Below are 23,777 nucleotides of genomic sequence, written 5' to 3'. Positions count from 1 at the left end.
ATTGAATAACGAGTGGCACAAAATCGCATCGGCATCCTGATTGAGACGAAAGAGAGCGGCAGCAAGGCCGCCTCTGATTCGGTTCGAAAAAATCTCCAACAGGTCGAGAGCGATACGGGCAGCGCCTCGCAAGCGGCCGAACGCTTCAAAAGCAACTTCGACTTCATCGGGACGGCTGCCAAAGCGGCAACGGCCATCGTCGCCGGAAGCGCTACCGCGTTCGTCGGCTTCGGCCTGGCCAGCGCCACTCAGCTGCAGAATACGGCGGCCTCCTTCCGGGCTCTCACCGGCGACGCCCAGACGGCCAAAGACCTCTTCACCGATCTCTACGACTTCGCGCGCGGCACTCCGTTCGCCTTCCCTGACGTCACTGCCGCCGCCAAGACGCTGCTCGGTTACGGACGCACCGCTCAGGACGTGAAGGGCGACATCCAGACGCTCGGCGGGCTCGTGGCTACCACGGGTGCCAACTGGTCGAACCTCGCCGTCGTGTACGGCCAGGTCAACGCCGCGGGCAAGCTCTACGCGCAGGACGCGCTCCAGCTGATCGAGAACGGCGTCCCGATCACGACCGCCCTGGCGAAGAAGCTCGGCGTGTCCATCACCGACGTCCGCGACAAGATGGCGGCCGGCGAGATCTCCGCGCAGACGTTCAACGAGGCGATGCGCGGCATGGTCCCGGCCGACGCCATCGAGAAGATGAGCAACACGATGACCGGCCGCCTCAGCGGCTTGACCGGCTCCGTCCGTTCCCTCGCGTTCTCACTGATCGGCATCGACTACTCGAAGTTCGACGACGGCTCTCCGGTGCTCGTTCAACAGGGCGGGCTCTTCGACCGTTTGACGAAGGCAGTACAGGGCTTCTCCGATGCCATGTCGACTCCGGAGCTCAAGAACGCCGCGAAACAGATCGGCAACGGGCTCGCCAACTTCGTCGAAGGCGCTGGACAGAAGCTCGTCGAGTGGATCAAGTGGGGCGCCACGCATCTCCCTGAGATCAAGTTCGCACTGATCGGCGTCGCTTCCGCGTTCGTCGCGTTCAAGATCGGCAACGTCATCACCGACCTGGTGGCGTTCGCCAAAGCCGCTCAGACCATCGGCCTCGCCCTCAGCGCGCTGAGCCTCACTCCTATAGCGCTCGGAATCGCGGCTGCCGCGGCGCTTGCGGTCGGGCTCGTATACCTGCAAACCAAGTTCGACATCGTCGGCAAGGCAGCGGACGTGCTCAAGGACGCGTGGGGACAAGTCCAAGACGCTTGGAACGACTCGGTCGAGTTCGTCAAGGGCAAGTTCTCTGACGCGATGAAGGCGGGCGGAGACGCCGTCGACTGGATGCGCGACCGGGTGAAGGACGGCATCGACTTCTACAAGTCGTATGAGGGCTGGATCAAGGGCATTGCGATCACGCTCGGCGTGATCTTCGGTCCCGCTCTCATCCGTGCGGGCGTCCTCGCAGTAGTACAGGGCGTCAAGATCGCGGCGTCCGGCATCGCGGCCGGCGCGGGTTGGGTCGCGGGAGCCGTTTCGGCGTCAGCGGCATGGGTAGCGAACCTGGCCAAGACGGTCGCGTCCGGTGCGGTGAACTCGGTCAAGATGGCCGCTCACGCGGTCGTAGCCGGAAGCGCCTGGGTTCTCAACGCTGCGAAGGCCTCTCTCGCATGGGCGCTCGAGTCCGCGAAGATCCTGCTCTCCAGCAGCGTGACATCGATCAAGGTTGCGGCTCATGCTGCGGACGCCGGTTGGGCTTGGATCCTCAACGCCGGACGCGCCTCCTTCGCGTGGGTGACCACGCAGCTTCCGAAGATCGTCGCCGCAACGCTGCTCACGTCCGCCAAATCAGTCGCTCATGCCGCCGCGGCCTCCGCGGCTTGGGTGGCATCCGCAGCCACATCTTCGTTCGCATGGGTGACGACCGAGCTTCCGACGATCGTCGTCGGCTTCGTGACCACGGCTGCCAGCGCCACGGCGCAAGCGGCAGTAGCGAGCGCGGCTTGGATCGCCAACGCCGTCAAGGTGTCAGTCGCGTGGGTCGTGACCGAGCTTCCGAAAGTGGTCGCGGCTTTCGTCGTGACGACCGCCGCGGCAGTCACTCAAGCGGGACTGTCAGCCGGGGCGTGGGCGACGGCGGCAGCGACCACCAGCGCGACGTGGGGCGCACTCTCGGCACTCCTGGCCACGCCGCTGGTCATGCCTGCCATCGCGATCGGGGCCGCGCTCGTTTCCATCGCGGCGGTCATGACTGCCTACAACAACATGAAGGCCGCGATCCAAGGAGCCAAGGACGCGGCTGCCGCCAACAGCAAAGCGACTCAGGACATCTTGAACCGCAACGCCCAGGTGCAAGCGTCCGGCGTCTATTCGGCCGATTACAAGGCGAAGTACAACCAAGTCGCGCAGAACGCGCTCAAAGCGGACGCGCAGCTGATGAACCTGCCGATTCCGAAGTTCGCGACGGGCGGCTACACGGGTCCGGGTCCGGTCAATGAGATCGCCGGAGTCGTTCACAAGGGCGAGTACGTCGTGCCGAAGAAGGACGTCGACCAATCGACCGGACTGCCGAAACAACAACAAACTAATGACCGCGGAGGACTCGTCATTGAAGGCGGGCTGCACATCCACAACAACTTGGACGAGCAGAAGTTCCTGTCGCTTATCGGTCGAAAGCTAGCAACACGATGATCGTAGGAGTAAATGGATTCAAACTGAACGACCCGAGCGCGGCAAACCGCGTCTATCTCGACGAGCCCGTCGAAGGGCTCTCTATGGCACCGGTCAGAACCAGCAGCGGCAATTATTCGGGCCGCAACGGCGGCTACGTGGGAGCGCAGTTCTACGGAGCGCGCCTGATCACGTTCACGGGCCGCGTGTGGGCCGACGACGTGTTCGGATTGGAAAACACCCGCCGCGCGTTCGAAACGGCCGTAGCGACCGGCTCAGTGCTTCTGACGATCACGACGGACGCTGGCAACCAGTACCTCGTCTACGCGTACTTGGACAGCTTGGACATGCCGATCGTCCGTTCGTGGCGGCAGGCTCCGTTCACGCTGACGCTCGTCGCACCCGATCCGACCATCTACGACAACTCGGGCGGCCTGAACACGGCGGCCATTTCTCCCGTCTCGGGCGGCGGCGTGGTGTGGCCTATCGCCTGGAACCCGGTCAAGTGGCGTCCGGGCGGACTCCCTACGAGCATCGTCAACTCCGGCAACGTCGCCGTCTTCCCTGTCATCACGCTCACCGGTCCGATGACGAACCCCACGATCACGAACGTCAGCACGAACCAGTTCTTTACCTTGCAGGGGCTCACCACTTCGGCGGGCGACGTCGTGACGATCGACATGTACAACCGCACGGTCCTGCTCAACGGAGGATCGATCCTCGCCTACCTGACGCCGACGAGCAGCTGGTTCCCTCTGCTTCCCGGCGGCAACTCGATCAAGCTGACGACGACCAACGGCTCGGACACCGTAACGGGCACCTTCTCTTGGAGAAGCGGCTTCAGGGGCATCTAGATGGACCTGGGACAGCAGCGCGTCTACGAGTTCGAACTATGGACCAAGGACGGACAGAGGATCGCTGACATCAGCGCCCTCGCCTTCAATCGCCAGTTCACGCTCACCAGGAACGAAGCCGAACAGCTGACGTTCTCTCTCGACCTGTTCGCGTTCGAGAGCTATTGCGCCAACGCGCTCGGGGGAGCGGACCCCAAGGTGCTCATCGCTCCGTACGTCACCGACGTCAAAGTGAAGCGCAACGGGGTCTACCTGTTCGGCACGCAGGTCGTCGACGTCAGCTTCAACCTCCAGCAGGACAACTCGCGCGCCGGATCGATCGGAGGCACGGGTCAGAACTACATCGTCACGATCACCGCGACGGGCTACTTGAACCTGCTCAAGGACCGCTACGTGACGAAGACCTACACGCAGACCGAGCGCACGGCCATCGCCGCCGACCTCATCGCCACGACGCAGGCTCAACCGAACGGAAGCGTCGGTATGACGATCGCTTCCAATCAGTACGGGACGGGCAAGCTCAGCGACCGCACCTACCAGTCCGACGAAGTGAAGTCCAAGATCCAGGAGCTCGCCCAGTTGAGCGACTCTCCGTTCGACTTCGGCTTCGACTACATGAAGAACTTCCGGACCTACTCGCAGATCGGCGCCCGCCGGCTGGACGTCAACCTCATCTACGGGGGAGCGCTCGGCAACGTCGCCGGCTTCGCGATGTCCCGCAGCGCGTTGACTCTGTTCAACAAGATCTACGGCGTCGGCTCCGGGTTCGGCTCCGACCAGCTGAGCAGTACCAAGGGCGACGTCATCAGCCAGGTCAACTACTACGTCCGCGAGAAGGTGGTCCAGTTCAACAGCGTCGTCCTGCAGGACACCTTGGACGTGAACACTCAGACGGAGGTCGACCAGGCCAAGGACATCCTCGAGCTTCCCGTCGTGACGATCACCGGCAAAGAGATCCCGGCGAACGCCTTCCTCGTTCCCGGCGACCGCGTGCCGCTGCGCGTGATGGATCACAAGTGGCTCGACAACGTGAACGGGCTCTACCGGATCGAACAGGTGGACGTGACGATCGACGAGAACGATTTTGAGAGCGCCGTACAGCTGACGTTCGACTCGTTCGGGGTGAGCCAGGGTGAGTGACGTTGTTGACCGACAGGACCACGAGGCGCTGCGCGTCATGATGAACCGTCTCGACGCCGACGTGCGAGAGCTTCGCAGCCGACAGAGCATCCCCCGCACGCTGACGACCAAAGCCGTACAGACCGCATTGCCAGGTACGCGCGACGTTGCCAACTTCACCGTCCCGGCCAATACCAGCGCCCGATGGAGCATCGTCTGGAAGGCGGACGGTACACAAGCCGCGCCGATCGTGTGGGCGTCTGCGGACGTGTACGACGGCACGACCAAGCTCGGACGCTACGGAGTGCTGGACAGCTTGGGCCGGGGGTACCTGCTTTATTACACGCGCATCTTGACCGAGCGGTGGAGTTCCATCGGCGCGCAAGAATACGACTACACGATCGACGTCTATGCGGGTTCTGCACCGGTCAACCTGTCCTTCAAGTTCTTCGTCATCGCTTCCTGTAAAGGGACGCTGGAGATAACGGCGGTATGAACAGGTTGAACAGAAGCGAGGAAGAGTCGCTGATAGCCCGCATCAAGAGCCTCGAAGACGCGGTGCGGGAACTCAAAACGGGCAATCAATACGTCGAAGCGGTGATGTACGAAACCCAGTCGGCGAACCAGTTCGATTTGTCCGGTACCTTCAACGCCGCGCCCGGGGCGAACTATGCGGTCGCGATCTTCTCGGTCGCGCGCAGCGCTGCGGACGGAGAGACCCGCTTCCACTCTCAAGTGGTGCCGCAGCTGTTCACCCCCACTCAGTCAACCCTCTTCGAAGACACCGGCGCTACCGCGCTGGCCGTGACCGCGGGGCAGAGCCCGGGACTCGGCGGGTCGAGCATCGAGTATTACTACCGGATCACCACGAGAGCCGCGACGCCGACTCAGAGCTTTTGGTTCAAGTACATCGCCTACGCGACGACTCCGGTCATCGTGAGCGTCGCGAGGGTCCTATGACGCGCCTGGACAGGACGAGCGAAAATCAGCTCGTAGAAAGACTGCATTACCTGCGTCAGACGCTGGACGACATGAAGGGTCTGCAATCCTTCGGAACGAGTAATTTCGGCGTTCGATGGCTGCGCAAAAAGACGGCGGACGTCACGGTGTTCGTTCCGACCGGAGGAGCCGCTTGCGTGGAAGTCACCGTCACTCCCAAGTCGGCCATCTCAAACCCCGTGATCGTCATCGGCATCGAAGCTATAGACATGGTCGTTGGGGCGTCGCCGGCGATCATCACTCCGCTCAAGCCTGTCAACGGAGTTCAGAAATGGCACGCGTGGATCAAGTCCAATAGAAACAAGGACGAACAAGTACCTTATCGTTTCGTCTTCCAGTCGGTGTCAGATGCGACGTGGACAGCCGTGCAAATCGCCTAGGCAAAAGCCGCAGCGTGTTTTATATTGATGGCATAAGCAAAACTAAACAGAGAACCGCAAGTGTCTAAAATCGTCGTCAACTACAACGGGGGAGCATCTGACGAGTACGCGACCTTCAAAGGTCTCAACGAAGCGTTCTCCGGTCAGGTGTTCAAGGGCCTCGACGTAGTACCGAACGGCTCGGCCAACATGACTGTCCGCGTCAACCCTGGCTCCGGACGCATCCCTACCGGCACGGCTCCGGCTGACTACTACTACATGATCAGCCACGACACGACCGCCGGGGAGTCCGTGACGATCGCCACGGCGTCCGCTTCTCCGCGCATCGACTACGTGGTCGCCTACGTCGACAAGAGCGTGACCGCGGTCCAGTCTCCGGTGAACAACACGAACAACGTGCTGAAGTTCGTCGCGGTCGCGGGTACTCCGGCTTCTTCACCGGTCGTGCCTACGACGGCTCAGATTCAGAGCGCTGTCGGAGCGGCGAACCCTTACATCATCTTGGCTCAGGTCGCGGTACCGGCATCAACAACCCAAATCACGGCTCCGAATATTGCCGACCTTCGACAGTTCGTTACGACTAGTGCGGGCGTTGCGGTGAAGACTATCACGAACTCAGGGAACGCAGGCGGCACAATTTTCTACATCAATTTGGGGGGTTTGAAACTTTTATGGGGAACGTCTTCGCAGCAGAACAACACCGGTGGTGCCAACACGAAGATAGCTGTCGTCGTGAACTTCCCTGCAGGCTTCTTGACGGCCGTGCAGTCCGCGACTGCTACGGCATCCGGGCCGTACGCGAATACTGATGGGATTTATGCCAACGTCGGCACGGTCACGAAAGACTCGATGCCGGTCAATCTGTTCACAACGGTCGGGGCGAACGGCTACATGTCCTTCAACTGGTTCGCCATAGGTCTCTAATGTCAGACTTCCAGATACCTCAGAACCCGACTATCACCGATGTGCTCGTGTACCTCGTGCAGATGGACGGCAAGCTCGAACGCGTCGAAGCTCAGGCAACGAAGACGAACGGCCGGGTGAATTCGATCGAAGAGTGGAAGACCGGCCTTCAAGCAGTCGCCCAGTACCAGGAGAAACACCCGAACCAGCAGCCTCAACAGATCAATGCTCCGAACGCGACGACTGTACAGGTCGTCACCCCGAGCAAGTGGTTTCAGAACGAGAAGCTGGTGGCCGGGGTAGTCGCGGTGCTCTTGGCTTTGGCCGGAGTGCTCAGCTTCATGGTGGGACAGGGGGTGTCGCAGTGACGGTCAGTCTTACGTTCGTTCTGCTCATCAGGCTCGTGCCTTACGCGCTCGTGGCCGTCTACGCGTCCCGGAAGCGCTACAAGTGGCTGACGTTCTTCGCCATATATCTGATCATCGTTGCGCTCATCAACGCGATTGTCCGGCCGGACGCGGACGTACGGGCCCTGTTCTCGAGCGGCGGCGCTTTGCTGCTGCTCATGCACGCGCTAGACATCAAAAGGAGGTGACATGGATGCAAAGTTCAACATAGCAATAAACTGGTACCTGACGCAGCAAGCGCGGGGCATCACGTACTCGATGACGAGCCGTTTCGGTCCGAACAGCTTCGACTGTTCAAGCGCGGGGTACTTCTCGCTCGAAGCAGCGGGACTCCTGCCTGCCGGTCTGCGCATCGGCAACACGGACACGATGTTCCGCGACTTCGAGGCGAACGGCTGGGTGCAGATCAAACCGAACGCTCAGGGGAACTACGACACCAGGAAAGGCGACGCTGCGATCTGGGGCAAGCGCGGAGCAAGCGGGGGAGCCGCCGGTCACTACATGTTCTTCATCGACGCCGATCGGGTGATCAACTGCCGGGTCGCCGGGATCAAGATCGATAACTACGACCAGCTGCGCGCTTGGAACGACTACCCGGAGCAGACCTTCTACCGCTACGCGGGCTCAGACGCTCCGGGTCCCGTAGGCAACCCGACGGATCAGAACGTGGACGTCGGTTCGTTCATCAAGTTCGCCGACCCGCTCACGGTGTCGAAGGTCGAGCTACAGGGCGGACTCTGGCAGGTGTTGAGCAACGATCTATGCCCTGTCGACCCGACCTGGGATGACAACGGCGTGCCGGCCGAACCGCTCGTCGAGGTGGACGCTGACGGCTACGCCACGGACGATCAGGACTTGAACCCAGGATCTCGATTCGTTCTGCCGGGCAAGCACCAGGTGCTTGATCTCGGCCAGAGCGGCGGCATGTGGTTGGCCCTCATCCAATGGAACGTCTACAAGTTTTGGGTCGACATTGCCAAGGCGACGGAGGTCGCGGGCACCGACGGCGGAACTCCCGTTCCAGGCAAGCGTCCGTCAGTTGCAGCGCCTCAGCCCGCACCGGCCGAACAGCCGGCGCCGGAGACTCCGCCCGCGCAACAGCCCGCGGAAGAACCGGCCGCTCAACCGGAGCCAGAGCAACCACCGGCAGATGAGCCTGAACCGGCTCAACAACCGACGAAAGAACCAACTACTAACGAACCAGCAAAGGAGCCAACCAAGATGGCATTCAGCGAAGCAGAACAGAAGCAACTCCAAGTAGCAACACAGAGCGCGCAGAAGCTCGCTGACGACGTCCAGGCGAGCGACGTGGTAGCGGAGATCCAGTCAGGCATCTCGAAGAAAACCAAGGTCATCGTCTACGTAGTCGGTGACTCTCTCATCGGCCTCGGTCTGGTCGCGCCTGGCCTTGCGGTCGTGCTCGGCTTCACCGACTTGATCCGCATCGTGGCGCTCAGCGGCCTGCTCGCAACTGCAGGCGCGTTCATACTGACCATGTTCGGCATCTACAAGTCGAAGCAGTAGTCTCACGCGTGCGCAGACGCGCCAGGATGCGGCTTCGCTTCGCAACATGAACGTGTAGCCGTCCGCAAAGCACAGGCCGCTCAGAAACGCTCTGAGCGGCTTTCTATATGCGCGCTTTCATGTATGCTGACCGCGACCACGGAATCGAACGAAGGATTGCACCATGGCTCAGAAGGTCACCACGACGCTCATCGACGACCTGGACGGCGCGCCGATCGAAGACGGCAAGGGCGGCACGGTCCAGTTCGGCTTCGACGGCACCAGCTATGAGATCGACCTGTCCGACGCGAACAAGGACAAGCTGCGCGACGCGCTGTCCGACTACGTGGCTTCCGCGCGGCGCGTCGGCCGTTCGTCGGGCTCGGCTTCCAAGCCCGCGCGCAACAACTCGGAAGACCTGACTGCCATCCGCGAGTGGGCCGCTGCGAACGGCCACGAGGTGTCGTCGCGCGGCCGGATCTCACAGTCCGTGAAGGACGCGTACTACGCCGCGAACAAGTAAGTAGTTCACGTCAAAAAGAGGGGTTCGGCGAAGGCCGATCCCCTCTTTTTGCACTCCCCTACCGGTTTTTACCCCACTTGTAGGATTTACAACGCTGACCTCTGTTACGCACCCCTCTTCGGTAGGGTAGGGGAGTGGTGTCACCCCTATTACATCGCGTTTCAAGGGCGGAGTAGGGGAGTGGTGGGTAGCGCCCCCTCACGCGTGCAGACGCGCCTCCACCAGGAACGCCGGGACCAGCCCCGCCTTCTGCTCTCCGAACGGCCGCTCGGCCATCGGAAGCGACTCGTGATCGCCCGCGAAGTTGGTCCACATGTTCTGCCCGACCGTCTCGCACCAGAGCGCGTTGTGAGCCAACCGGGGCATCGTGTCGCGGTGAGTCGCCCACGCCAACTGCTCGCCCTTCGGTCCGAAGCTGCCGCCCGAGAGTACGTGTCCCATGACGTCGTGCACGCCGCGGAAGACGTCGTTCAGAACGACGAACCCTTCGATCCCCGACTCCACTTTCTGACGCATCGGATGGTCGTCAGGAAGCGAGCCGCCGTTGTCCGCGTAGACCCGGAGCGTCAGCTTGTCTTCCACGTCGCGGCGCATCTCGGACGAGTCGGCGTACGGGTCGTCCTTGTTGGCCACGAACTTCAAACCGCCGTCGATCAGCTGCGTCCACTGGCTCATTACGACGCGCTTGAAGGCGGAGTAGGAGGCCAGGACGAACGCGTGTCTCGGGTCGTGCTGGAGTCCGTCGTAGATGCTCGCGCCCCACAGCGTTTCCTGCCGCTTGATCATGATCCCGTCCTCTTAGAGTTTTTGAAGAACATCGTGAGCCCGTTCGATCCGCGTTCCACGTGTTCGGTGACCACGCGCATGGCACTGCCCATAATCTCAATGTTCTTCGCCCCGTTTTCGGTGAGCTGCCGTTCGCGCAGTTCCTCCGTCATAGAGCGGGCCATGCGCAGGTGGCGCGCCAGAGCTTCCGCCGCGCGGATTCCTTCGTCGATCCAGTACAGCGCCCGCTCGATCTCGGCTTCCCCGCCGTTCTGATTCATCTGCTCGCTCATCGTGTTCTCCTTCCGTTTATTGGTTCGTCGTCCCATGCCCTGATCCCGATCATCGGCCTGCTCTTCACGGCCTTGACCGTCGCCTGCCGCCTGTTTTCCATGTCGTCCTCGACTTCGCCGATCGGCCGCCCGTAGGTCTTCCGACTCAGTTCGCGCACGGCCCTCGCCTGCCCCGTCGGCGTCAGCGGGGGCCGCGCCTTCAACGTGACCGGAGCGGTCACGCCCGACTCCGTGGCGATCTCCGCGACCGCCTCGTACTGCCTGATCCGCATGAAGTCGTTCTCGTCTAGCGTCCGGCCGAACTCGCTGCTCCACATGCGCGCTTCCTTCGCGCTGGACTGGAAGATCACCCGCGACCTGGCGTTGTTCGTGATCGCGTTCTTCAACTCGGCCGGCACGTCTTCGAGGTACTGGGTTCCCATGACGACGCCGAGGCCATGCTTGCGCGAGCGGTTCAGCATGTCGTCGAGTCCGGTCGGAAGCCGCGTCATCACCTGGAACTCGTCGAGGTACAGGAAGTTCGGCCGGTCGGGGCTCATCGTCTGCGCTCCGCTCCACACGGCATTGACGATCAGCGTGCCGAGGATCGACGCGGTGCCGGGAGGCAGGCCGTTCAAGCTGATCAGCAGGATCTTGTTGTCGCGCAGCACTTCCTGCACCTTGAACGACGACTTGGCCTGTCCGAGCATCCCGCGCAGTTCCGGACGGGCGTCGAGCTGCCACATGCGGTTGATGAGCGGCTGCGTGTTGCGGTCCCGCTCCGACTGGTTGAAGTTCTCCCACCTGTTCCAGAAGTTCCGGAGTTCCTTGTCGCGCACTCCCCGCCTCAGCTCGTCGGCCCACGCGACCTCTTCTTTGGTTTGCGGGTTGATCAGCGGCATCAGTTCGGAGATCGTCATGCCGTCGTGCTCGGCGAGCGTGTAGAGCCCGTGGAAGAGCAGCTGCTTCGTCCAGACGCCCGCCGTGTCCTGGTAGAGGTGCGCGAACAGGTCTTTGATCTGGTCGGCCACGACGCGCGGCCTTCCCTGGTCGAGCACGTTGAAGCCGACCGGCATGTCCCCGTCTTCGCTCGGGTTCATGATGATCACGTCGTCCAGGCGGTCAGATGGGATCAGGTTGAGGGCCCGGCTGAACATGGTTTCGCTCGAGTTCGAGTTGGACGCGTCGATCACGATCGCGCCGTAGCCGTTCTTGACGACCTGTCCGAAGTTGTTGGCCATCGCCACGGTCTTGCCGGTGCCCGTCTTGCCGCCGTAGTAGACGTGCTGGACGGCCTTCTCGAAGGTGAGGGCGATCGGCCGCTCATGCCCCGGGTAGTTGCTGTCGCCGATGACGATGCCTTCGGTCGCGATGTCTTCGTTCGCGTAGAGGTGCCTGGTCGAGCCCTGCGGCAGACCGGCGACGAACGGCTGGCCGATCGGCCAGGAGATCACCGCGGCGAGTTCCTTGAGGTTGAACTGGCCGGGAAAGAGCAGGGGAGTGGCGGCGTCCTTCGCGTCCGCGATGACCCGGGCGGACTTGGCGGCCGTGCGCCTGAACCGGTTGGCCGGGCTGTTCGCTCCTGCAAGGGAAGACTCGACGCGCAAGATCAGCTCACCGGCCCGCCTGGGGTTGTTCGCTTTCACCACGACGCGGCCGACGCCCAGGAGGTTCGGTTCTTCAAGCTTCTGCCGGCGGTCGTTGAGCTCGTCGTTCTGCGCGGTCAGGACACCGGAAGTGATCAACGCCTTCATCGAGAACTCGGCCGACCGGCTGTTGCCGTCGCGCGCGGGAAGGATCTCGGGACGGGCAGCGCCGAGCACCCACTGGATCATGACCGCCTCGTCTGATCCCAGGGACTGAACGGACGCCAGGACGCTCGCTGACAGGTCGTTGTGGCTCATGATGCGCAGCTGCCTGGTCGGGCTCGTCATCCCGAGTTCGAGGCCCGCGGTCCAGTCCTCTCCGGGGCGGGTGGCGTCCTTCGTCACGGTGATGCCGGGAGCCAAGGTGCGCAGCTGGGAGGCCACGTATTCGGACGCGCTCTTCGGAACGTGCACGCGGTGAGCGATCCCTCTGGCCGACGCCCACGTTTCGAACGCGAGCGTCGACCAGTCGAGGAAGCGGTTGGTGCGTTTGGGAAGGGTGCCGCTAACAGACCGGAGCCAGGCGAGCACCCGTTCGGCGGCGAGGTCAGTAGGGAAGGTGACGAGGTATACGTCCCGATTCGCGTCCCTTTTAGTTTGGCGCTTGAATCTCATGCCTGCACCTACTTAAACACGTAGCCTGCGGAATTAGAAGAAGCGGCGGCGCTCAGCGAACCGCCGCCAGATGAAGACCGCCACGGCGACCAGGAAGACGACGACGATCACCGCGGCGATGGCCGGAATCCAAGGCTTGATGACGGCCGCGATGATCGAGATCGCGAAGACCGCGACGACCACGAACCAGAGAAGCGCCCACGCCTTCTTCATCAGATTTGTCCGTTCTCACGGAGGATCTTCTCGGCGGCGATGCGCTCGCTCTCAGCGTCGATGATCTGCTGGCGCATCTGCTTCTCGATCAGCTTGCGGCGCTCGACCGCTTCGAGCTTCTTGAAGACGCGACCGATGATCGCGCCGAGGCAGGCAGCCCCGATGAGGAAGGCGAGGACGAGGATCGTTTCGAACATGACTGTCTCCTTGGTGTGTGAGCGCTACTGGTGCCAGGTGCCGGACGAGCTGCCCGACTCGGCCTCTTCGATTCGTTCGATCGAGCCGACGACGTTGCCGTTCTGATCGCGCTGGATCTCCACGACGCGGCGGCGCACGTAGCTCCGGTCCATCTGGATCGAGCCGACCGGCATCCCGGCGAGCTGGCGCAAGGCGTCGATGACGGCCGTGTCTCCGTTGGCGACCTGGTCGCTGATGATCCGGGCGATCTGCTTCTTCACGGCCTGCTCCTTTGATCGGTGGCGCAAGCGTACGGCTTTGGACGCTATCTGTCTAGTGGTTCCTCGTTTTGGTCACCAACAGTCAAACTCGGTCCTCTGTTTGCCGATCGATGTCCGGGCGACTAGCTTTGAGTCTGTGGACACCGACGCGAGTGAAGAGCGGACCGAATGGGCCAGGGTCGACACCCTTCTGGCAATGCGCAGGACGATCGGGGACGACGGCCCGGTTGATCCCGGGCTGTTCGGCGTTCCGGACAAGCGATCGCTTCGCATGCTGCTGGAGCTGTTCTTGCGCATCGCGCCTGACAGCCCGTCCGTGCAGGCGTTTAGGACGGCGTTTCACTTCGGTCATCTGAATGAGGAGGCTGACGTCAATGAAGCGCTCATGGACAGACGCGAGTCGGTAGCGAAGCGGTTCGGCGTCAGCGTTCGCACGGTACAGCGGCTTGAGCGATCCGGAGCCGCGCTGATCGACGAGTACTTCCGTCGATTCATGAGCGAAGGAGGCGTGCGCTGGTTGGCGGATGTCTCGTTCTTCGCGATCTCATGGGCGGCAGAAGAAGGAGACCGGCGCGGCATCGAAGCCAGCATCGACGCGCACGTGGCCGCATCCTATGTGAGGCGTGCGATGCAGAGACTGGATGAGGGGCCAGCTACGCCCTCCAACGAATCTGAATCAGATCAGGATTGAACTGCCACCCCTTGTAGAAGGTGCGGGGTGATCCCTTTGGCACTTTCATGATCTCGACGCGGTCGATGAAGACGCTCAACAGCTGGCGCTTCCATTGGAGGTCCGAGCCGTCCCACGCTTCGCGGAGCGTCTTGCCGACCGGGACGTTGGCGATGGTCCCCTTGCCCGACGACTGGTTCACCTTCCGTGACGCGCGTTCCTTCTCTTCGTGCGCGGCAGCCTTCATCGCCTTGTACTCGGCGAAGTCGATCTCGCCCGCTCCAAAGAGCCCGTAGATCTCTTCCAGGCGCTGCGTGGCGGCATGCAGCTCTGCAAGGTGCGTCGACAGCGCTTCGTTGTCCGAAGACGCGTCTGAGAGCACCTGGTGCATGTCCTCCGTGTCGAGCCGGTAGAAGAGGGAGTCGATAACCAGATCGTCGACGGCCGCGAGCATGCGCTTTACGGAGCCGCAACCGACCTGACCTTTTTCGTCGTCGTTCTTCCTGCACCCGTAGGCCGGTTCGTAACGTCCGCCAGCCCGCTTCGTCCCGTACACGTTGAGGCGGTTGCCGCACTCTCCGCAGTACGCGAAGCCCTTGAGCAGGTGCTTTCTGAACGGTCCGCGCTGCGTGTGGACGTTGCGGCTCACCGCGATGGCCGTCTGCAACTGGTCCCAGAGTTCCTGATCAATGATCGCGGGCCACTGGGCCGGGTAGCGGTCAGTGCCGTTGTGATCGACGATCCCGATGTTCCGGAGCCTAATCGTGAGGTTGCGCACTTTGAGCGCGTTCCAGGCCATGCCGTTCGCCGTGACGATCTTCCGGGTGTTCCAATCGAGGGCGACCGTTCGCCATGAGTCGCCGAGTACGAACCGCTGCGCGGCCTCCCGGACGAGCGCCGCTTCTTCCTCTCTTACGGTCATGCCGTCAGCGTCGTAGCCGAAGGGGCGCTGGCCGCCCCGCCACTTGCCTGACTCGGCTGCCTGCTTCTTGGCCGCCAGGACGCGTCCGGTTGAAGTCTCCACTTCATAGGCGGCCCAGGCCGCGAGGGTACGCGCGACCGCACGGCCGCTCGGAGTGGACAGATCGAAGTGGCCGGCCTTCACGGTGTAGGTGTCGATCCCGGCCTTGTCGCACACGTCTATATAGGACTCGAGTTCCGTCGGCCTGCGGTGGAGGCGGTCGTGGCTCCACGAGATCACCGCGCCCACGTCGCCGGTCTGGATCAGGCCGATCAGCTGCTCGTAGCCCGGTCGTCGCTTGCCGGAGTAAGCGCTGATGTCGTTGTCGGACAGGACCGCGGCCACTTCCCAGCCGCGTTCCGCCGCCAGCTTCCGGCAGTCGGCTTCCTGGCGTTCGACGCCGAGCCCCGCTCCCGCGTGGTCCCTAGAGATTCGGACGTAGATGGCTGCTCGCTTCATTGCTGGCCCGCACTATGAGGCATCGGGCCGGTCGTGGCAAGAGATTGGACGCCCGGACGGGGCTGGCAACAGGGGCGGTGATTTTCACAACGCAAGGCGATACCGAACTTTCGACGAGGCACCGGAGTTCCCGCGCGCCGTGCTCGACGCGCTCCGCCAGCCGCTCGAGTCCGGTCGCATCACCGTCCACCGGGCCGCCGGGGCCGCCGAGTTCCCCGCGCGCTGTCAGGTCGTGCTCGCCGCCAACCCTTGTCCGTGCGGCAACGCCGGGTCGTCCCGACAGCCGTGCGAGTGCCCCCCGGCCACCGTGCGGCGGTACCTCGGTCGGATGAGCGGGCCACTGCTCGACCGGATGGACATCCGCGTGCGGGTGCCGCGGGTCACGACCGGGCTCATCCGGGGCGAGGACGGTTCGACCCCGACGACGGCGCAGGCGCGTGCGACGGTCGCGGCGGCACGGGCGGCGATGCGCAGCCGTCTGGCGGGCACCGGGTGGACCAGGAACGCCGAGGTCTCCGGGGCGTGGCTCCGCGGGCCCGGGCGGGCCGTGCCGGGCGCGTCCACACTCCTCGACCATGCGCTCGACCTCGGCACGCTCACCATGCGTGGCTGGGACCGCACCATGCGGCTGGCGTGGACCCTGGCGGACCTGCAGGGCGCGGACCGTCCCGACGACCGCCACGTGCGCGACGCCCTGGCCCTCCGGAGCGCCCTGTGAGCGGGGGTGTCGACGTGCTCCCCACGGTGCGGGCGCTGCTCGGCCCGGACGGCTGTGCCGTTGTCGACCCGGTCGAGGCGGCGGCACGGATGGCGTGGTCGACCGTGGTGGAGCCGGGGGACGCCGTCGCCGGGGTGCTCGTGCAGGGGCTCGGTGCGGAACGGTCACTCGCACTGGTCCACGCGGCCGGCGACGACGGGACCCGGATGCTGCTGGAGTCGTGCGGGGACGCAGGACTGCCCGGCACCGAGTCACCCAGGGCGTTCGCCCGGGCCCTCGACGAGGCGCTCCGACGCTGGTCGCCCCGCCTCGACCGCAGCGACGTGCAGGGCGTCGCCGCTGCGGCACGGGCCGTCGGCGCACGGCTGCTCGTGCCCGGCCACCCCGGTTGGCCCGTGAGCGTCGACGACCTCGGACCGCACGCTCCGGTCGTCCTGTGGGCCCGGTCGGGGCGTCGCGCCACGGCGGCCGCCCTAGCCGTCGTCGGGTCGCGGGCGAACACGGTCGCGGGCGCGGAGGCGGCGGCGGAGATCACCTCGGCAGCGGCGGACGCCGGGTGCACTGTCGTGAGCGGGGGCGCCTACGGGATCGACGCCACCGCGCACCGTGTCGCGGTCGCCGCCGGCGTCCCGACGGTCGCCGTGCTCGCGGGCGGGATCGACCAGCTCTACCCGGTGGGCAACACCGACCTGCTCCGGGACGTCGCGCGGCAGGGCGCCCTGCTGGCCGAGTCCCCGCCCGGGACGCGGCCCTCACGGTGGCGGTTCCTCGCGCGGAACCGACTCATCGCCGCCCTGGGTGCGGCGACCGTGGTGGTCGAGGCGGGAGCGCGGTCGGGGGCACTGAACACCGCGCACCACGCCGGGCAGCTCGGGCGGCCGGTGTTCGCGGTGCCGGGGGCCTTCTCGTCCGCGGCGTCGGTCGGGTGTCACCGGTTGGTGGCGGAGGGGCGGGCGCAGATCGTGGTGCGACCAGGCGACCCGGTGGACGCGGTCGTCGGCCACGGGAGTGCCGCCGGGGTCGGCGGCGAGCCCGGGGTCGGTGAGCCGCTCCGCTCCGGTCGGGAGGACCCCGGGGTGCTGCGCGTGCTCGACGCACTCGGACGGCGGGCATCGGGGGAGCAGGAACTCGCCGTCCGGTCGGGGATGTCACTCGGCGAGGTTGCCGACGCACTCGCGCTGGCAGAGCTGCAGGGCCTGGTGGCGCAGACCGTCGGCGGGTGGGCCCGGGCGTGAAGCAGGACGGCTGGAGCAGGAGACGCGCCTACCCTGGAGCCGTGACAGAGCAGACGGACGGGCGACTCGCGGCGGCGGTGGAGTCGTTCCTCGAGCACGCCCGTCACGCCAGGGGGCTCGGTGAGCAGACCGTCCGGGCGTACGCCAACGATCTCGACCAGCTCGTGCGGTTCGCAGCCGGCCGACGAGTCACCGACGCTCGCGGCCTCGGGCTCGAACTGCTCCGGGACTGGCTGTGGGAGGCCGACCAGCGCGGGCTCGCCCGTTCCACGATCGCCCGACGGTCGTCCTCGGTACGGGCCTTCACCCGCTGGGCGAGCGAGACCGGTGTGCTCGGGACCGACCCGGGGGCGCGACTCCGTGCACCGAAGGGCGCCGCGCACCTGCCCCGCGTCGTGTCGTCCGACCAGGTGCGCACGGTGCTCGACCAGCTCGGAGCGCTCGCCGACACCGACGAGCCCGGTCCGCTCCGGGACCTGGCGGTCGTCGAACTCCTCTACGCCGCAGCGATCCGCGTGAGCGAGCTCGTGGGGATCGACGTGGTCGACCTGGACCGGACCCGCCTGACCGTCCGTGTGCTCGGCAAGGGTTCCAAGGAACGGGTCGTGCCCTTCGGGGTGCCTGCCCGCGACGCCCTCGAGGCATGGCTCGACCGTGGACGCCCCGCGCTCGCTGCCCGGGCGGGAGCTGCCGAGCCGTCAGCACTGTTCCTCGGCGACCGCGGTGGACGGATCGGGGTCCGCAGTGTGTACCGGATCGTCGCGCGCGCGCTCGACGGACTGCCCGGCGCCGGTCCGAACGGGCCGCACACCTTCCGGCACACGGCCGCGACCCACCTGCTCGACGGGGGAGCGGACCTGCGAGCGGTGCAGGAGCTCCTCGGTCACGCCAGCCTCGGGACGACGCAGATCTACACGCACGTGTCCTCCGCGCGGCTCCGCGAGGTCTACCGGACGGCCCACCCCAGAGCCTGACCGCCGACCGCCGGCCGCCGACCGCCCACCGCCCACCGCCCACCGCCGTTCGAATCTCGACGGTTGCTCCGCACCGGGCACCCTCCGCGTCCGTCGCCCCGGGGGCTCAACCCGGCCACGCCGACTCGGGGAGCAGGACCGGCCAGGCCGCCGTCGGCAGGAACGGCATCGGGTCGACGTACCGGCCGTCAAGCCGAGCGCCGAGGTGCAGACACGGCGCGGCGTCCGAGCAGTGCCCGACCGCCACGGCCCCGACCTGATCGCCCTGCGCGACGACCTCGCCCTCGGCGACCCGGGGATCGACCGAGTCCAACGTGCTGACGAGTCCTCCGCCGTGGTCGATCGACACGACCCCACGCCCGGCGACCTGCCCGGCGAACGACACCGTCCCGTCCGCCACCGCGACCACCGTGGCGCCGCGCGCCGCCGCAACGTCGATGCCCCGGTGCCCTGCGGCGTACTCGTCTGCGGGCTGCTCCCATCCCCGGACCACTGCGTTCGAACCCGTCGGCCACACCCACGTCGGGGTGCGGTCTCCGTCGTCCGCCCGAGCCGCCGCGTGGTGCACGGCCCCCGCGTCGGGTCCCGTTGGCGGCGTCGAGCAGCCGGTCGTGAGCGCCACGACGAGCGCCGCGACCGCGGCGACACCGAGCGGGGCCGCGGTCGGTCGTCGGGACGTGGTGGTGACGAGCGGGGCGTGCATGACACCAGCGTCACCCGGACCGGACGGACCGAGGGCTGCGGTGGAGCGACCTGTGGAGGGTGGGCCGTGCCTCCGTACCGGTGCAGGAGCGAGTCGGTCACCCCGGCCCGGTGGCTGCGGTCCCCGGCGGCGCCGCGCCGCCGCGCCGCCGCGGCGCCGATGTGCCCCGCGGGCCGCCAGCGGGTACAGTCGGGGCCGCTCCGGAACACGCAACGCCGCTCGGACGGCGAACCAGCCGACCGCCGGGGCACCGTGCGCCACCCAGCACGGCGGCAGGAACCTGGAGCACCGTGTCGAACACGTCCACCCAGCACGGCGAGGACCGTGCGTTCAAGGGGAAGGTCACGCTGTTCGCCGTCGCGGCGGCAGTCGGCGGCTTCCTCTTCGGATTCGACTCCTCCGTCATCAACGGAGCCGTCGACGCGATCAAGGGCGAGTTCGGCCTGTCCGAGGCCGCCAGCGGCTTCGCGGTCGCCTCCGCCCTGATCGGCTGCGCGTTCGGCGCCTACTTCGCCGGTCGCCTCGCGGACCGCTGGGGCCGCACCCGCGTGATGTTCTGGGCGGCCGTGCTGTTCTTCGTCAGCTCGATCGGCAGCGCCTTCGCCTTCGCCACCTGGGACCTGGTGATCTGGCGTCTCGTCGGCGGCCTGGGGATCGGCACCGCCTCGGTCATCGCCCCCGCGTACATCTCCGAGGTCTCGCCGAAGGCCATCCGCGGTCGGCTGGCGTCGTTCCAGCAGCTCGCCATCACCCTCGGTATCTTCGCCGCGCTGCTGTCCGACCAGATCTTCGCGGTGACCGCCGGTGGCGCGTCCGAGCAGGTCCTCGGCCTCGCTGCCTGGCGCTGGATGTTCCTCGTCGGTGTGATCCCGTCGGTGGTCTACGGCGTGCTCGCGATCACGCTGCCCGAGTCCCCGCGGTTCCTGCTCTCGAAGGGCCGCGCGGACGACGCCCGCGAGGTCATGGGCAAGATCGTCCCCCGCGACACCGTGAACACGAGCCTGGAGGAGATCCAGGACGGCATCAAGAAGGAAGCCAACGAGAAGAAGGGCTCGATCCGGGGCAACCGCTTCGGCCTGCAGCCGATCGTCTGGGTCGGCATCATCCTCGCCGTCCTGCAGCAGTTCGTCGGCATCAACGTCATCTTCTACTACTCGACGACCCTCTGGCAGGCGGTCGGGTTCAAGGAGGAGCAGTCGTTCCTCATCTCGACGATCACGTCCGTCGTGAACGTCGCCGTCACGTTCATCGCGATCTTCACGGTCGACAAGCTCGGCCGGAAGCCGCTGCTCATCGCCGGTTCCTCGGGCATGTTCGTGTCGCTGACCATGGTCGCGATCGCCTTCTCCCAGGCCACGATCGTCGACGGCGAGCCGAACCTGCCGGGCGCCTGGGGGCTCATCGCGCTCGTCTTCGCCAACCTCTTCGTCGTCTCGTTCGGCGCGACCTGGGGTCCGCTCATGTGGGTCCTGCTCGGCGAGATGTTCCCGAACCGCATCCGCGCGACCGCGCTGGGTGTCGGCTCCGCGGCGAACTGGATCGCGAACTTCCTGGTCACGATCACCTTCCCGGTGCTGTCCGGCTTCAACCTGACGGTCACCTACGGCATCTACGCGCTGTTCGCCCTGCTGTCCCTGTTCTTCGTCATCGGCAAGATCCCCGAGACGAAGGGCCGCTCCCTCGAGGAGATGGGCATCTCGGCCGAGGGGGACACGGTCAGCGCCAAGTCCTGACGCGACGTCACCACCAGCCGGGAGGCGCGGTGCGGGTCCGACCCGCACCGCGCCTCCCGTGCGTCCGGACCTGCTAGCATTACGACCGCAGCGCGCTCCTGCGCGCTGACTTCGCGTGTCCACAGTGCTCGTGCAACGACCCATCGCTCGTTCGACGACACGTCCCACGGCCACCGGTCCTGCTCTCGCGAGCGGGCGGCCGCGTGGACAGGGCGCCAGGGGCCACGACCACCGGGTCGTGACCGACACAACCGCAACCGTGCGCACGGCCGAACAGCCGCGCGCCGAGAACAAGGAGGGACGGCATGGCCGTCGTCACCATCCGCCAGCTGCTCGACAGCGGCGTCCACTTCGGACACCAGACCCGTCGGTGGAACCCGAAGGTGAAGCGCTTCATCCTCGCCGAGCGCTCGGGCATCCACATCATCGACCTGCAGCAGTCGCTGGCCTACATCGACCGTGCGTACGACTTCGTCAAGGAGACGGTCGCGCACGGTGGCACGATCCTCTTCGTGGGCACCAAGAAGCAGGCGCAGGGCTCCATCGCCGAGCAGGCGACCCGCGTCGGCCAGCCGTACGTCAACCAGCGTTGGCTCGGCGGTCTGCTCACGAACTTCCAGACGGTCTCCAAGCGCCTCGCGCGCATGAAGGAGCTCGAGGAGATCGACTTCGACGACACGACGAAGGGCTTCACCAAGAAGGAGCTCCTCATCAAGAAGCGCGAGCTGGACAAGCTCCACAAGACCCTCGGTGGTATCCGCAACCTCACGCGGACCCCGAGCGCGCTCTGGGTCGTCGACACGAAGAAGGAGCACCTCGCGATCGACGAGGCGCAGAAGCTCGGGATCCCGGTCATCGGCATCCTCGACACCAACTGCGACCCCGACGAGATCACGTACCCGATCCCGGGCAACGACGACGCGATCCGCTCCGTCGGCCTCCTCACCCGCATCGTCGCCGACGCCGCGGCCGAGGGCCTCAAGACCCGTCACAACGGCGGCGACGAGGAAGCGGCCGAGCCGCTCGCCGAGTGGGAGCAGGAGCTCCTCGCCGGTCAGACCGAGTCGGCCCCGGCCGCCGGTCAGACCGAGGGTGAGGGCGCGACGGTCGAGGAGAACGACGCCGACGCGCAGGTCGCCGCGAAGGAGATCGGCGAGCCGATCGCCGACGACGCGAAGAACGCCACCCCCGCCGAGTGATCGTCCGCGGGCGCCGGTCCCTCGGGGCCGGCGCCCGCGCTCACTCTCCACCTCTCCACAACCACAGTCCAGAAAGGACTCCAGCCAATGGCCAACTACAGCCTTGCTGACGTGAAGAAGCTCCGCGAGGACCTCGGGGCCGGCATGATGGACGCGAAGAACGCGCTCGTCGAGGCCGACGGCGACTACGACAAGGCCGTCGAGCTCCTCCGCATCAAGGGCGCGAAGGCCGTCGCCAAGCGCGACGACCGTGCGACCTCCGAGGGCGTCGTCGTCGCGACGACCGAGGGTGGCGCCGCCACCGTGGTCGAGCTCGCGAGCGAGACCGACTTCGTCGCGAAGAACGAGAAGTTCACCACCCTCGCCGACAAGGTCGTCGCCGCGGTCGCCGCTGCCGGCGCTGCCGACGTCGAGGCCGGCAACGCCGCGCCGCTCGACGGCAAGACGGTCGCCGAGGCGATCGACGAGGCCGCCGCCGCGCTGGGCGAGAAGCTCGCACTGCGCACGGTCGTCCGTGTCGAGGGCGACGCCTTCGAGGTCTACCTGCACAAGACCAGCCAGGACCTGCCGCCGCAGATCGCGGTCGTCATCGCGTACGCGGGCTCCGACGCCGCGGAGGCGCGTTCGATCGCCCAGCACGTCGCGTTCGCGAACCCGACGTACCTGACCCGCGACGAGATCCCGGCCGAGGCCATCGAGAAGGAGCGCGCGACCGTCGAGGCGATCACGCGCGAGGAGGGCAAGCCGGAGGCCGCCCTGCCGAAGATCGTCGAGGGTCGCCTCAACGCGTACCGCAAGCAGGTCGCGCTCCTCGAGCAGGACTACGCCAAGGACAACAAGCTGTCCGTCGCGAAGGCCGCCGAGAACGCCGGCCTGACGATCCAGGGCTTCGCCCGCGTCAAGGTCGGCGCGTAACGAACCCGTGACGGGGCTCGGAACCACATCGGTTCCGGGCCCCGTTTTCTGCGCGCTGCGACACGCGCGGAACCGGTGCGGAGGCACGGCCTCCTCCGCCGGACCGGCTGCGGCCGGGTAGATTCCCACGAGACATTCGACGAAGGGTGCGCCACATGACGAACGAGAAGACCGGACGCCGCCGGGTCCTGCTGAAGCTGTCGGGGGAGGCCTTCGGGGCGGGTTCCCTCGGTGTGAACCCCGACGTCATCAGCACGATCGCCAAGGAGATCGCCGAGGCCGCGCAGGACGTCGAGGTCGCCATCGTCGTCGGCGGCGGCAACTTCTTCCGCGGCGCCGAGCTGTCCCAGCGCGGGATGGACCGTGGGCGTGCCGACTACATGGGCATGCTCGGCACGGTGATGAACGCGCTCGCCCTGCAGGACTTCCTCGAGCAGGCCGGTGCCGCGACGCGCGTGCAGTCGGCCATCAGCATGACCCAGGTCGCCGAGCCCTACATCCCGCGTCGCGCGGAACGGCACCTCGAGAAGGGCCGCATCGTGATCTTCGGCGCCGGCGCCGGCCTGCCGTACTTCTCGACCGACACGGTCGCGGCGCAGCGCGCGCTCGAGATCGACGCGCACGAGGTCCTCGTGGCGAAGAACGGGGTCGACGGCGTGTACACAGCCGACCCCAAGAAGGACGCCACGGCCGAGAAGCTGCACCACGTCACGTACCAGGACGCCCTGCTCCAGGGGCTGAAGGTGGTCGACGCCACGGCGTTCTCGCTGTGCATGGACAACGGCATGCCGATGCACGTGTTCGGCATGGAGGGCGAGGGTAACGTCGCCGCCGCGATCCGTGGGGAGCGGATCGGCACGGTCGTCAGCAACTGACGTGCACGCTGACTAGACTC

27 protein-coding genes are annotated in these 23,777 nt (G+C 65.8%); 19 read left to right on the top strand and 8 right to left on the bottom strand.

Annotated features, from left to right (window positions below):
* Nucleotides 1-12 precede the first annotated feature (12 nt).
* The 11 genes from DEJ22_RS09315 (at nucleotide 13) to DEJ22_RS09265 (ending at nucleotide 9,346) form a co-directional block, all read left to right on the top strand.
* Nucleotides 13-2,679 (top strand): tape measure protein, encoded by a 2,667-nt coding sequence (locus DEJ22_RS09315; protein ID WP_111226285.1) that lies wholly within the window; start codon nucleotides 13-15, stop codon nucleotides 2,677-2,679.
* Nucleotides 2,676-3,512 carry a phage distal tail protein gene (locus DEJ22_RS09310; protein WP_111226284.1) on the top strand — a complete coding sequence of 279 codons (837 nt, stop codon included), beginning with the start codon at nucleotides 2,676-2,678 and terminating at the stop codon, nucleotides 3,510-3,512. Before DEJ22_RS09315 ends, DEJ22_RS09310 begins: the two co-directional genes overlap by 4 nt.
* Complete coding sequence (locus tag DEJ22_RS09305; RefSeq protein WP_111226283.1) at nucleotides 3,513-4,652, top strand: hypothetical protein; 1,140 nt, start codon at nucleotides 3,513-3,515, stop codon at nucleotides 4,650-4,652.
* Nucleotides 4,653-4,689: 37 nt separating this feature from the next.
* Nucleotides 4,690-5,127: a hypothetical protein gene (locus DEJ22_RS09300; protein ID WP_146241679.1), complete on the top strand. Its 438-nt coding sequence runs from the start codon at nucleotides 4,690-4,692 to the stop codon at nucleotides 5,125-5,127.
* Entirely contained in the window at nucleotides 5,124-5,591 is a 468-nt protein-coding gene (locus DEJ22_RS09295) for a hypothetical protein (protein ID WP_111226281.1), read from the top strand. Before DEJ22_RS09300 ends, DEJ22_RS09295 begins: the two co-directional genes overlap by 4 nt.
* On the top strand, nucleotides 5,588-6,010 hold the full coding sequence (locus tag DEJ22_RS09290; RefSeq protein ID WP_146241678.1) for a hypothetical protein: 423 nt from the start codon (nucleotides 5,588-5,590) through the stop codon (nucleotides 6,008-6,010). The genes DEJ22_RS09295 and DEJ22_RS09290 overlap by 4 nt, the downstream gene beginning before the upstream one ends.
* Before the next feature lie 60 nt (nucleotides 6,011-6,070).
* Nucleotides 6,071-6,934, top strand: coding sequence for a hypothetical protein (locus DEJ22_RS09285; protein ID WP_146241677.1), 864 nt, complete (start codon nucleotides 6,071-6,073; stop codon nucleotides 6,932-6,934).
* A complete protein-coding gene (locus DEJ22_RS09280; protein WP_111226279.1) occupies nucleotides 6,934-7,281 on the top strand; it encodes a hypothetical protein in 348 nt (115 codons plus the stop codon). Before DEJ22_RS09285 ends, DEJ22_RS09280 begins: the two co-directional genes overlap by 1 nt.
* The gene (locus DEJ22_RS09275; protein WP_111226278.1) at nucleotides 7,278-7,508 is read left to right on the top strand and encodes a hypothetical protein; all 231 of its coding nucleotides are present in this window, start codon (nucleotides 7,278-7,280) and stop codon (nucleotides 7,506-7,508) included. The genes DEJ22_RS09280 and DEJ22_RS09275 overlap by 4 nt, the downstream gene beginning before the upstream one ends.
* A 1-nt stretch (nucleotide 7,509) precedes the next feature.
* The gene (locus DEJ22_RS09270; protein WP_111226277.1) at nucleotides 7,510-8,844 is read left to right on the top strand and encodes a peptidoglycan amidohydrolase family protein; all 1,335 of its coding nucleotides are present in this window, start codon (nucleotides 7,510-7,512) and stop codon (nucleotides 8,842-8,844) included.
* A gap of 163 nt (nucleotides 8,845-9,007) precedes the next feature.
* On the top strand, nucleotides 9,008-9,346 hold the full coding sequence (locus DEJ22_RS09265) for a histone-like nucleoid-structuring protein Lsr2 (RefSeq protein WP_111226276.1): 339 nt from the start codon (nucleotides 9,008-9,010) through the stop codon (nucleotides 9,344-9,346).
* 198 nt (nucleotides 9,347-9,544) lie between these two features.
* Here DEJ22_RS09265 and DEJ22_RS09260 read toward each other — a convergent pair whose 3' ends face one another.
* From DEJ22_RS09260 to DEJ22_RS09235, 6 genes are read right to left on the bottom strand one after another with little or no spacing between them, the layout of a single operon-like run.
* Nucleotides 9,545-10,132, bottom strand: coding sequence for a hypothetical protein (locus DEJ22_RS09260; RefSeq protein ID WP_111226275.1), 588 nt, complete (start codon nucleotides 10,130-10,132; stop codon nucleotides 9,545-9,547).
* Nucleotides 10,129-10,404, bottom strand: coding sequence for a hypothetical protein (locus DEJ22_RS09255; protein WP_111226274.1), 276 nt, complete (start codon nucleotides 10,402-10,404; stop codon nucleotides 10,129-10,131). Before DEJ22_RS09255 ends, DEJ22_RS09260 begins: the two co-directional genes overlap by 4 nt.
* On the bottom strand, nucleotides 10,401-12,644 hold the full coding sequence (locus DEJ22_RS09250) for a type IV secretory system conjugative DNA transfer family protein (RefSeq protein WP_111226273.1): 2,244 nt from the start codon (nucleotides 12,642-12,644) through the stop codon (nucleotides 10,401-10,403). The genes DEJ22_RS09255 and DEJ22_RS09250 overlap by 4 nt, the downstream gene beginning before the upstream one ends.
* A 33-nt stretch (nucleotides 12,645-12,677) precedes the next feature.
* Nucleotides 12,678-12,857, bottom strand: a complete 180-nt coding sequence (locus DEJ22_RS09245) for a hypothetical protein (protein ID WP_111226272.1) — start codon at nucleotides 12,855-12,857, stop codon at nucleotides 12,678-12,680.
* Complete coding sequence (locus tag DEJ22_RS09240; protein WP_111226271.1) at nucleotides 12,857-13,054, bottom strand: hypothetical protein; 198 nt, start codon at nucleotides 13,052-13,054, stop codon at nucleotides 12,857-12,859. Before DEJ22_RS09240 ends, DEJ22_RS09245 begins: the two co-directional genes overlap by 1 nt.
* 24 nt (nucleotides 13,055-13,078) lie before the next feature.
* The gene (locus DEJ22_RS09235; RefSeq protein ID WP_111226270.1) at nucleotides 13,079-13,315 is read right to left on the bottom strand and encodes a hypothetical protein; all 237 of its coding nucleotides are present in this window, start codon (nucleotides 13,313-13,315) and stop codon (nucleotides 13,079-13,081) included.
* Between the two features lie 136 nt (nucleotides 13,316-13,451).
* Between DEJ22_RS09235 and DEJ22_RS09230 the strand changes: the two genes are divergently transcribed.
* A complete protein-coding gene (locus DEJ22_RS09230; RefSeq protein ID WP_111226269.1) occupies nucleotides 13,452-14,006 on the top strand; it encodes a hypothetical protein in 555 nt (184 codons plus the stop codon).
* On the opposite strand, the gene DEJ22_RS09225 is transcribed toward DEJ22_RS09230, so the two are convergent.
* A complete protein-coding gene (locus tag DEJ22_RS09225) occupies nucleotides 13,969-15,405 on the bottom strand; it encodes a recombinase family protein (RefSeq protein ID WP_111226268.1) in 1,437 nt (478 codons plus the stop codon). The two genes, DEJ22_RS09230 and DEJ22_RS09225, sit on opposite strands and share 38 nt — an antisense overlap.
* On the opposite strand from DEJ22_RS09225, the gene DEJ22_RS09220 reads away from it, so the two are divergent.
* Genes DEJ22_RS09220 through DEJ22_RS09210 form a run of 3 tightly spaced genes read left to right on the top strand, consistent with a single transcriptional unit; the run spans nucleotide 15,389 to nucleotide 18,332 of the window.
* The gene (locus DEJ22_RS09220; RefSeq protein WP_502861842.1) at nucleotides 15,389-16,123 is read left to right on the top strand and encodes an ATP-binding protein; all 735 of its coding nucleotides are present in this window, start codon (nucleotides 15,389-15,391) and stop codon (nucleotides 16,121-16,123) included. The two genes, DEJ22_RS09225 and DEJ22_RS09220, sit on opposite strands and share 17 nt — an antisense overlap.
* A complete protein-coding gene (gene dprA / locus DEJ22_RS09215) occupies nucleotides 16,120-17,358 on the top strand; it encodes a DNA-processing protein DprA (protein WP_111226267.1) in 1,239 nt (412 codons plus the stop codon). The genes DEJ22_RS09220 and dprA overlap by 4 nt, the downstream gene beginning before the upstream one ends.
* Before the next feature lie 41 nt (nucleotides 17,359-17,399).
* The gene (locus DEJ22_RS09210) at nucleotides 17,400-18,332 is read left to right on the top strand and encodes a tyrosine recombinase XerC (RefSeq protein ID WP_111226266.1); all 933 of its coding nucleotides are present in this window, start codon (nucleotides 17,400-17,402) and stop codon (nucleotides 18,330-18,332) included.
* A gap of 106 nt (nucleotides 18,333-18,438) precedes the next feature.
* Here DEJ22_RS09210 and DEJ22_RS09205 read toward each other — a convergent pair whose 3' ends face one another.
* Complete coding sequence (locus tag DEJ22_RS09205; protein WP_111226265.1) at nucleotides 18,439-19,035, bottom strand: murein hydrolase activator EnvC family protein; 597 nt, start codon at nucleotides 19,033-19,035, stop codon at nucleotides 18,439-18,441.
* Between the two features lie 290 nt (nucleotides 19,036-19,325).
* Between DEJ22_RS09205 and DEJ22_RS09200 the strand changes: the two genes are divergently transcribed.
* The 4 genes from DEJ22_RS09200 (at nucleotide 19,326) to pyrH (ending at nucleotide 23,757) form a co-directional block, all read left to right on the top strand.
* Entirely contained in the window at nucleotides 19,326-20,768 is a 1,443-nt protein-coding gene (locus DEJ22_RS09200; protein WP_111226264.1) for a sugar porter family MFS transporter, read from the top strand.
* A gap of 305 nt (nucleotides 20,769-21,073) precedes the next feature.
* A complete protein-coding gene (rpsB, locus tag DEJ22_RS09195; protein WP_111226263.1) occupies nucleotides 21,074-21,967 on the top strand; it encodes a 30S ribosomal protein S2 in 894 nt (297 codons plus the stop codon).
* Between the two features lie 87 nt (nucleotides 21,968-22,054).
* Nucleotides 22,055-22,882: a translation elongation factor Ts gene (tsf, locus tag DEJ22_RS09190; protein ID WP_111226262.1), complete on the top strand. Its 828-nt coding sequence runs from the start codon at nucleotides 22,055-22,057 to the stop codon at nucleotides 22,880-22,882.
* A gap of 155 nt (nucleotides 22,883-23,037) precedes the next feature.
* Nucleotides 23,038-23,757, top strand: a complete 720-nt coding sequence (pyrH, locus tag DEJ22_RS09185; RefSeq protein ID WP_111226261.1) for a UMP kinase — start codon at nucleotides 23,038-23,040, stop codon at nucleotides 23,755-23,757.
* The last annotated feature ends 20 nt before the right edge of the window (nucleotides 23,758-23,777 follow it).

Origin of the sequence: Curtobacterium sp. MCSS17_007 (genome assembly GCF_003234175.2) — a bacterium.
Taxonomy (GTDB): domain Bacteria; phylum Actinomycetota; class Actinomycetes; order Actinomycetales; family Microbacteriaceae; genus Curtobacterium.
This window is presented reverse-complemented; position numbering and strand designations above follow the sequence as displayed.

What these genes read in the sequence shown, in the direction of transcription:
- DEJ22_RS09310 (WP_111226284.1), top strand. Translation starts at nt 2,676, where the DNA reads ATGATCGTAGGAGTAAATGGATTCAAACTGAACGACCCGAGCGCGGCA.
- DEJ22_RS09305 (WP_111226283.1), top strand. Translation starts at nt 3,513, where the DNA reads ATGGACCTGGGACAGCAGCGCGTCTACGAGTTCGAACTATGGACCAAG.
- DEJ22_RS09300 (WP_146241679.1), top strand. Translation starts at nt 4,690, where the DNA reads ATGATGAACCGTCTCGACGCCGACGTGCGAGAGCTTCGCAGCCGACAG.
- DEJ22_RS09295 (WP_111226281.1), top strand. Translation starts at nt 5,124, where the DNA reads ATGAACAGGTTGAACAGAAGCGAGGAAGAGTCGCTGATAGCCCGCATC.
- DEJ22_RS09290 (WP_146241678.1), top strand. Translation starts at nt 5,588, where the DNA reads ATGACGCGCCTGGACAGGACGAGCGAAAATCAGCTCGTAGAAAGACTG.
- DEJ22_RS09280 (WP_111226279.1), top strand. Translation starts at nt 6,934, where the DNA reads ATGTCAGACTTCCAGATACCTCAGAACCCGACTATCACCGATGTGCTC.
- DEJ22_RS09270 (WP_111226277.1), top strand. Translation starts at nt 7,510, where the DNA reads ATGGATGCAAAGTTCAACATAGCAATAAACTGGTACCTGACGCAGCAA.
- DEJ22_RS09265 (WP_111226276.1), top strand. Translation starts at nt 9,008, where the DNA reads ATGGCTCAGAAGGTCACCACGACGCTCATCGACGACCTGGACGGCGCG.
- DEJ22_RS09260 (WP_111226275.1), bottom strand. Translation starts at nt 10,132, where the DNA reads ATGATCAAGCGGCAGGAAACGCTGTGGGGCGCGAGCATCTACGACGGA.
- DEJ22_RS09255 (WP_111226274.1), bottom strand. Translation starts at nt 10,404, where the DNA reads ATGAGCGAGCAGATGAATCAGAACGGCGGGGAAGCCGAGATCGAGCGG.
- DEJ22_RS09250 (WP_111226273.1), bottom strand. Translation starts at nt 12,644, where the DNA reads ATGAGATTCAAGCGCCAAACTAAAAGGGACGCGAATCGGGACGTATAC.
- DEJ22_RS09245 (WP_111226272.1), bottom strand. Translation starts at nt 12,857, where the DNA reads ATGAAGAAGGCGTGGGCGCTTCTCTGGTTCGTGGTCGTCGCGGTCTTC.
- DEJ22_RS09240 (WP_111226271.1), bottom strand. Translation starts at nt 13,054, where the DNA reads ATGTTCGAAACGATCCTCGTCCTCGCCTTCCTCATCGGGGCTGCCTGC.
- DEJ22_RS09220 (WP_502861842.1), top strand. Translation starts at nt 15,389, where the DNA reads ATGGCTGCTCGCTTCATTGCTGGCCCGCACTATGAGGCATCGGGCCGG.
- DEJ22_RS09225 (WP_111226268.1), bottom strand. Translation starts at nt 15,405, where the DNA reads ATGAAGCGAGCAGCCATCTACGTCCGAATCTCTAGGGACCACGCGGGA.
- DEJ22_RS09205 (WP_111226265.1), bottom strand. Translation starts at nt 19,035, where the DNA reads ATGCACGCCCCGCTCGTCACCACCACGTCCCGACGACCGACCGCGGCC.
- rpsB (WP_111226263.1), top strand. Translation starts at nt 21,074, where the DNA reads ATGGCCGTCGTCACCATCCGCCAGCTGCTCGACAGCGGCGTCCACTTC.
- tsf (WP_111226262.1), top strand. Translation starts at nt 22,055, where the DNA reads ATGGCCAACTACAGCCTTGCTGACGTGAAGAAGCTCCGCGAGGACCTC.
- pyrH (WP_111226261.1), top strand. Translation starts at nt 23,038, where the DNA reads ATGACGAACGAGAAGACCGGACGCCGCCGGGTCCTGCTGAAGCTGTCG.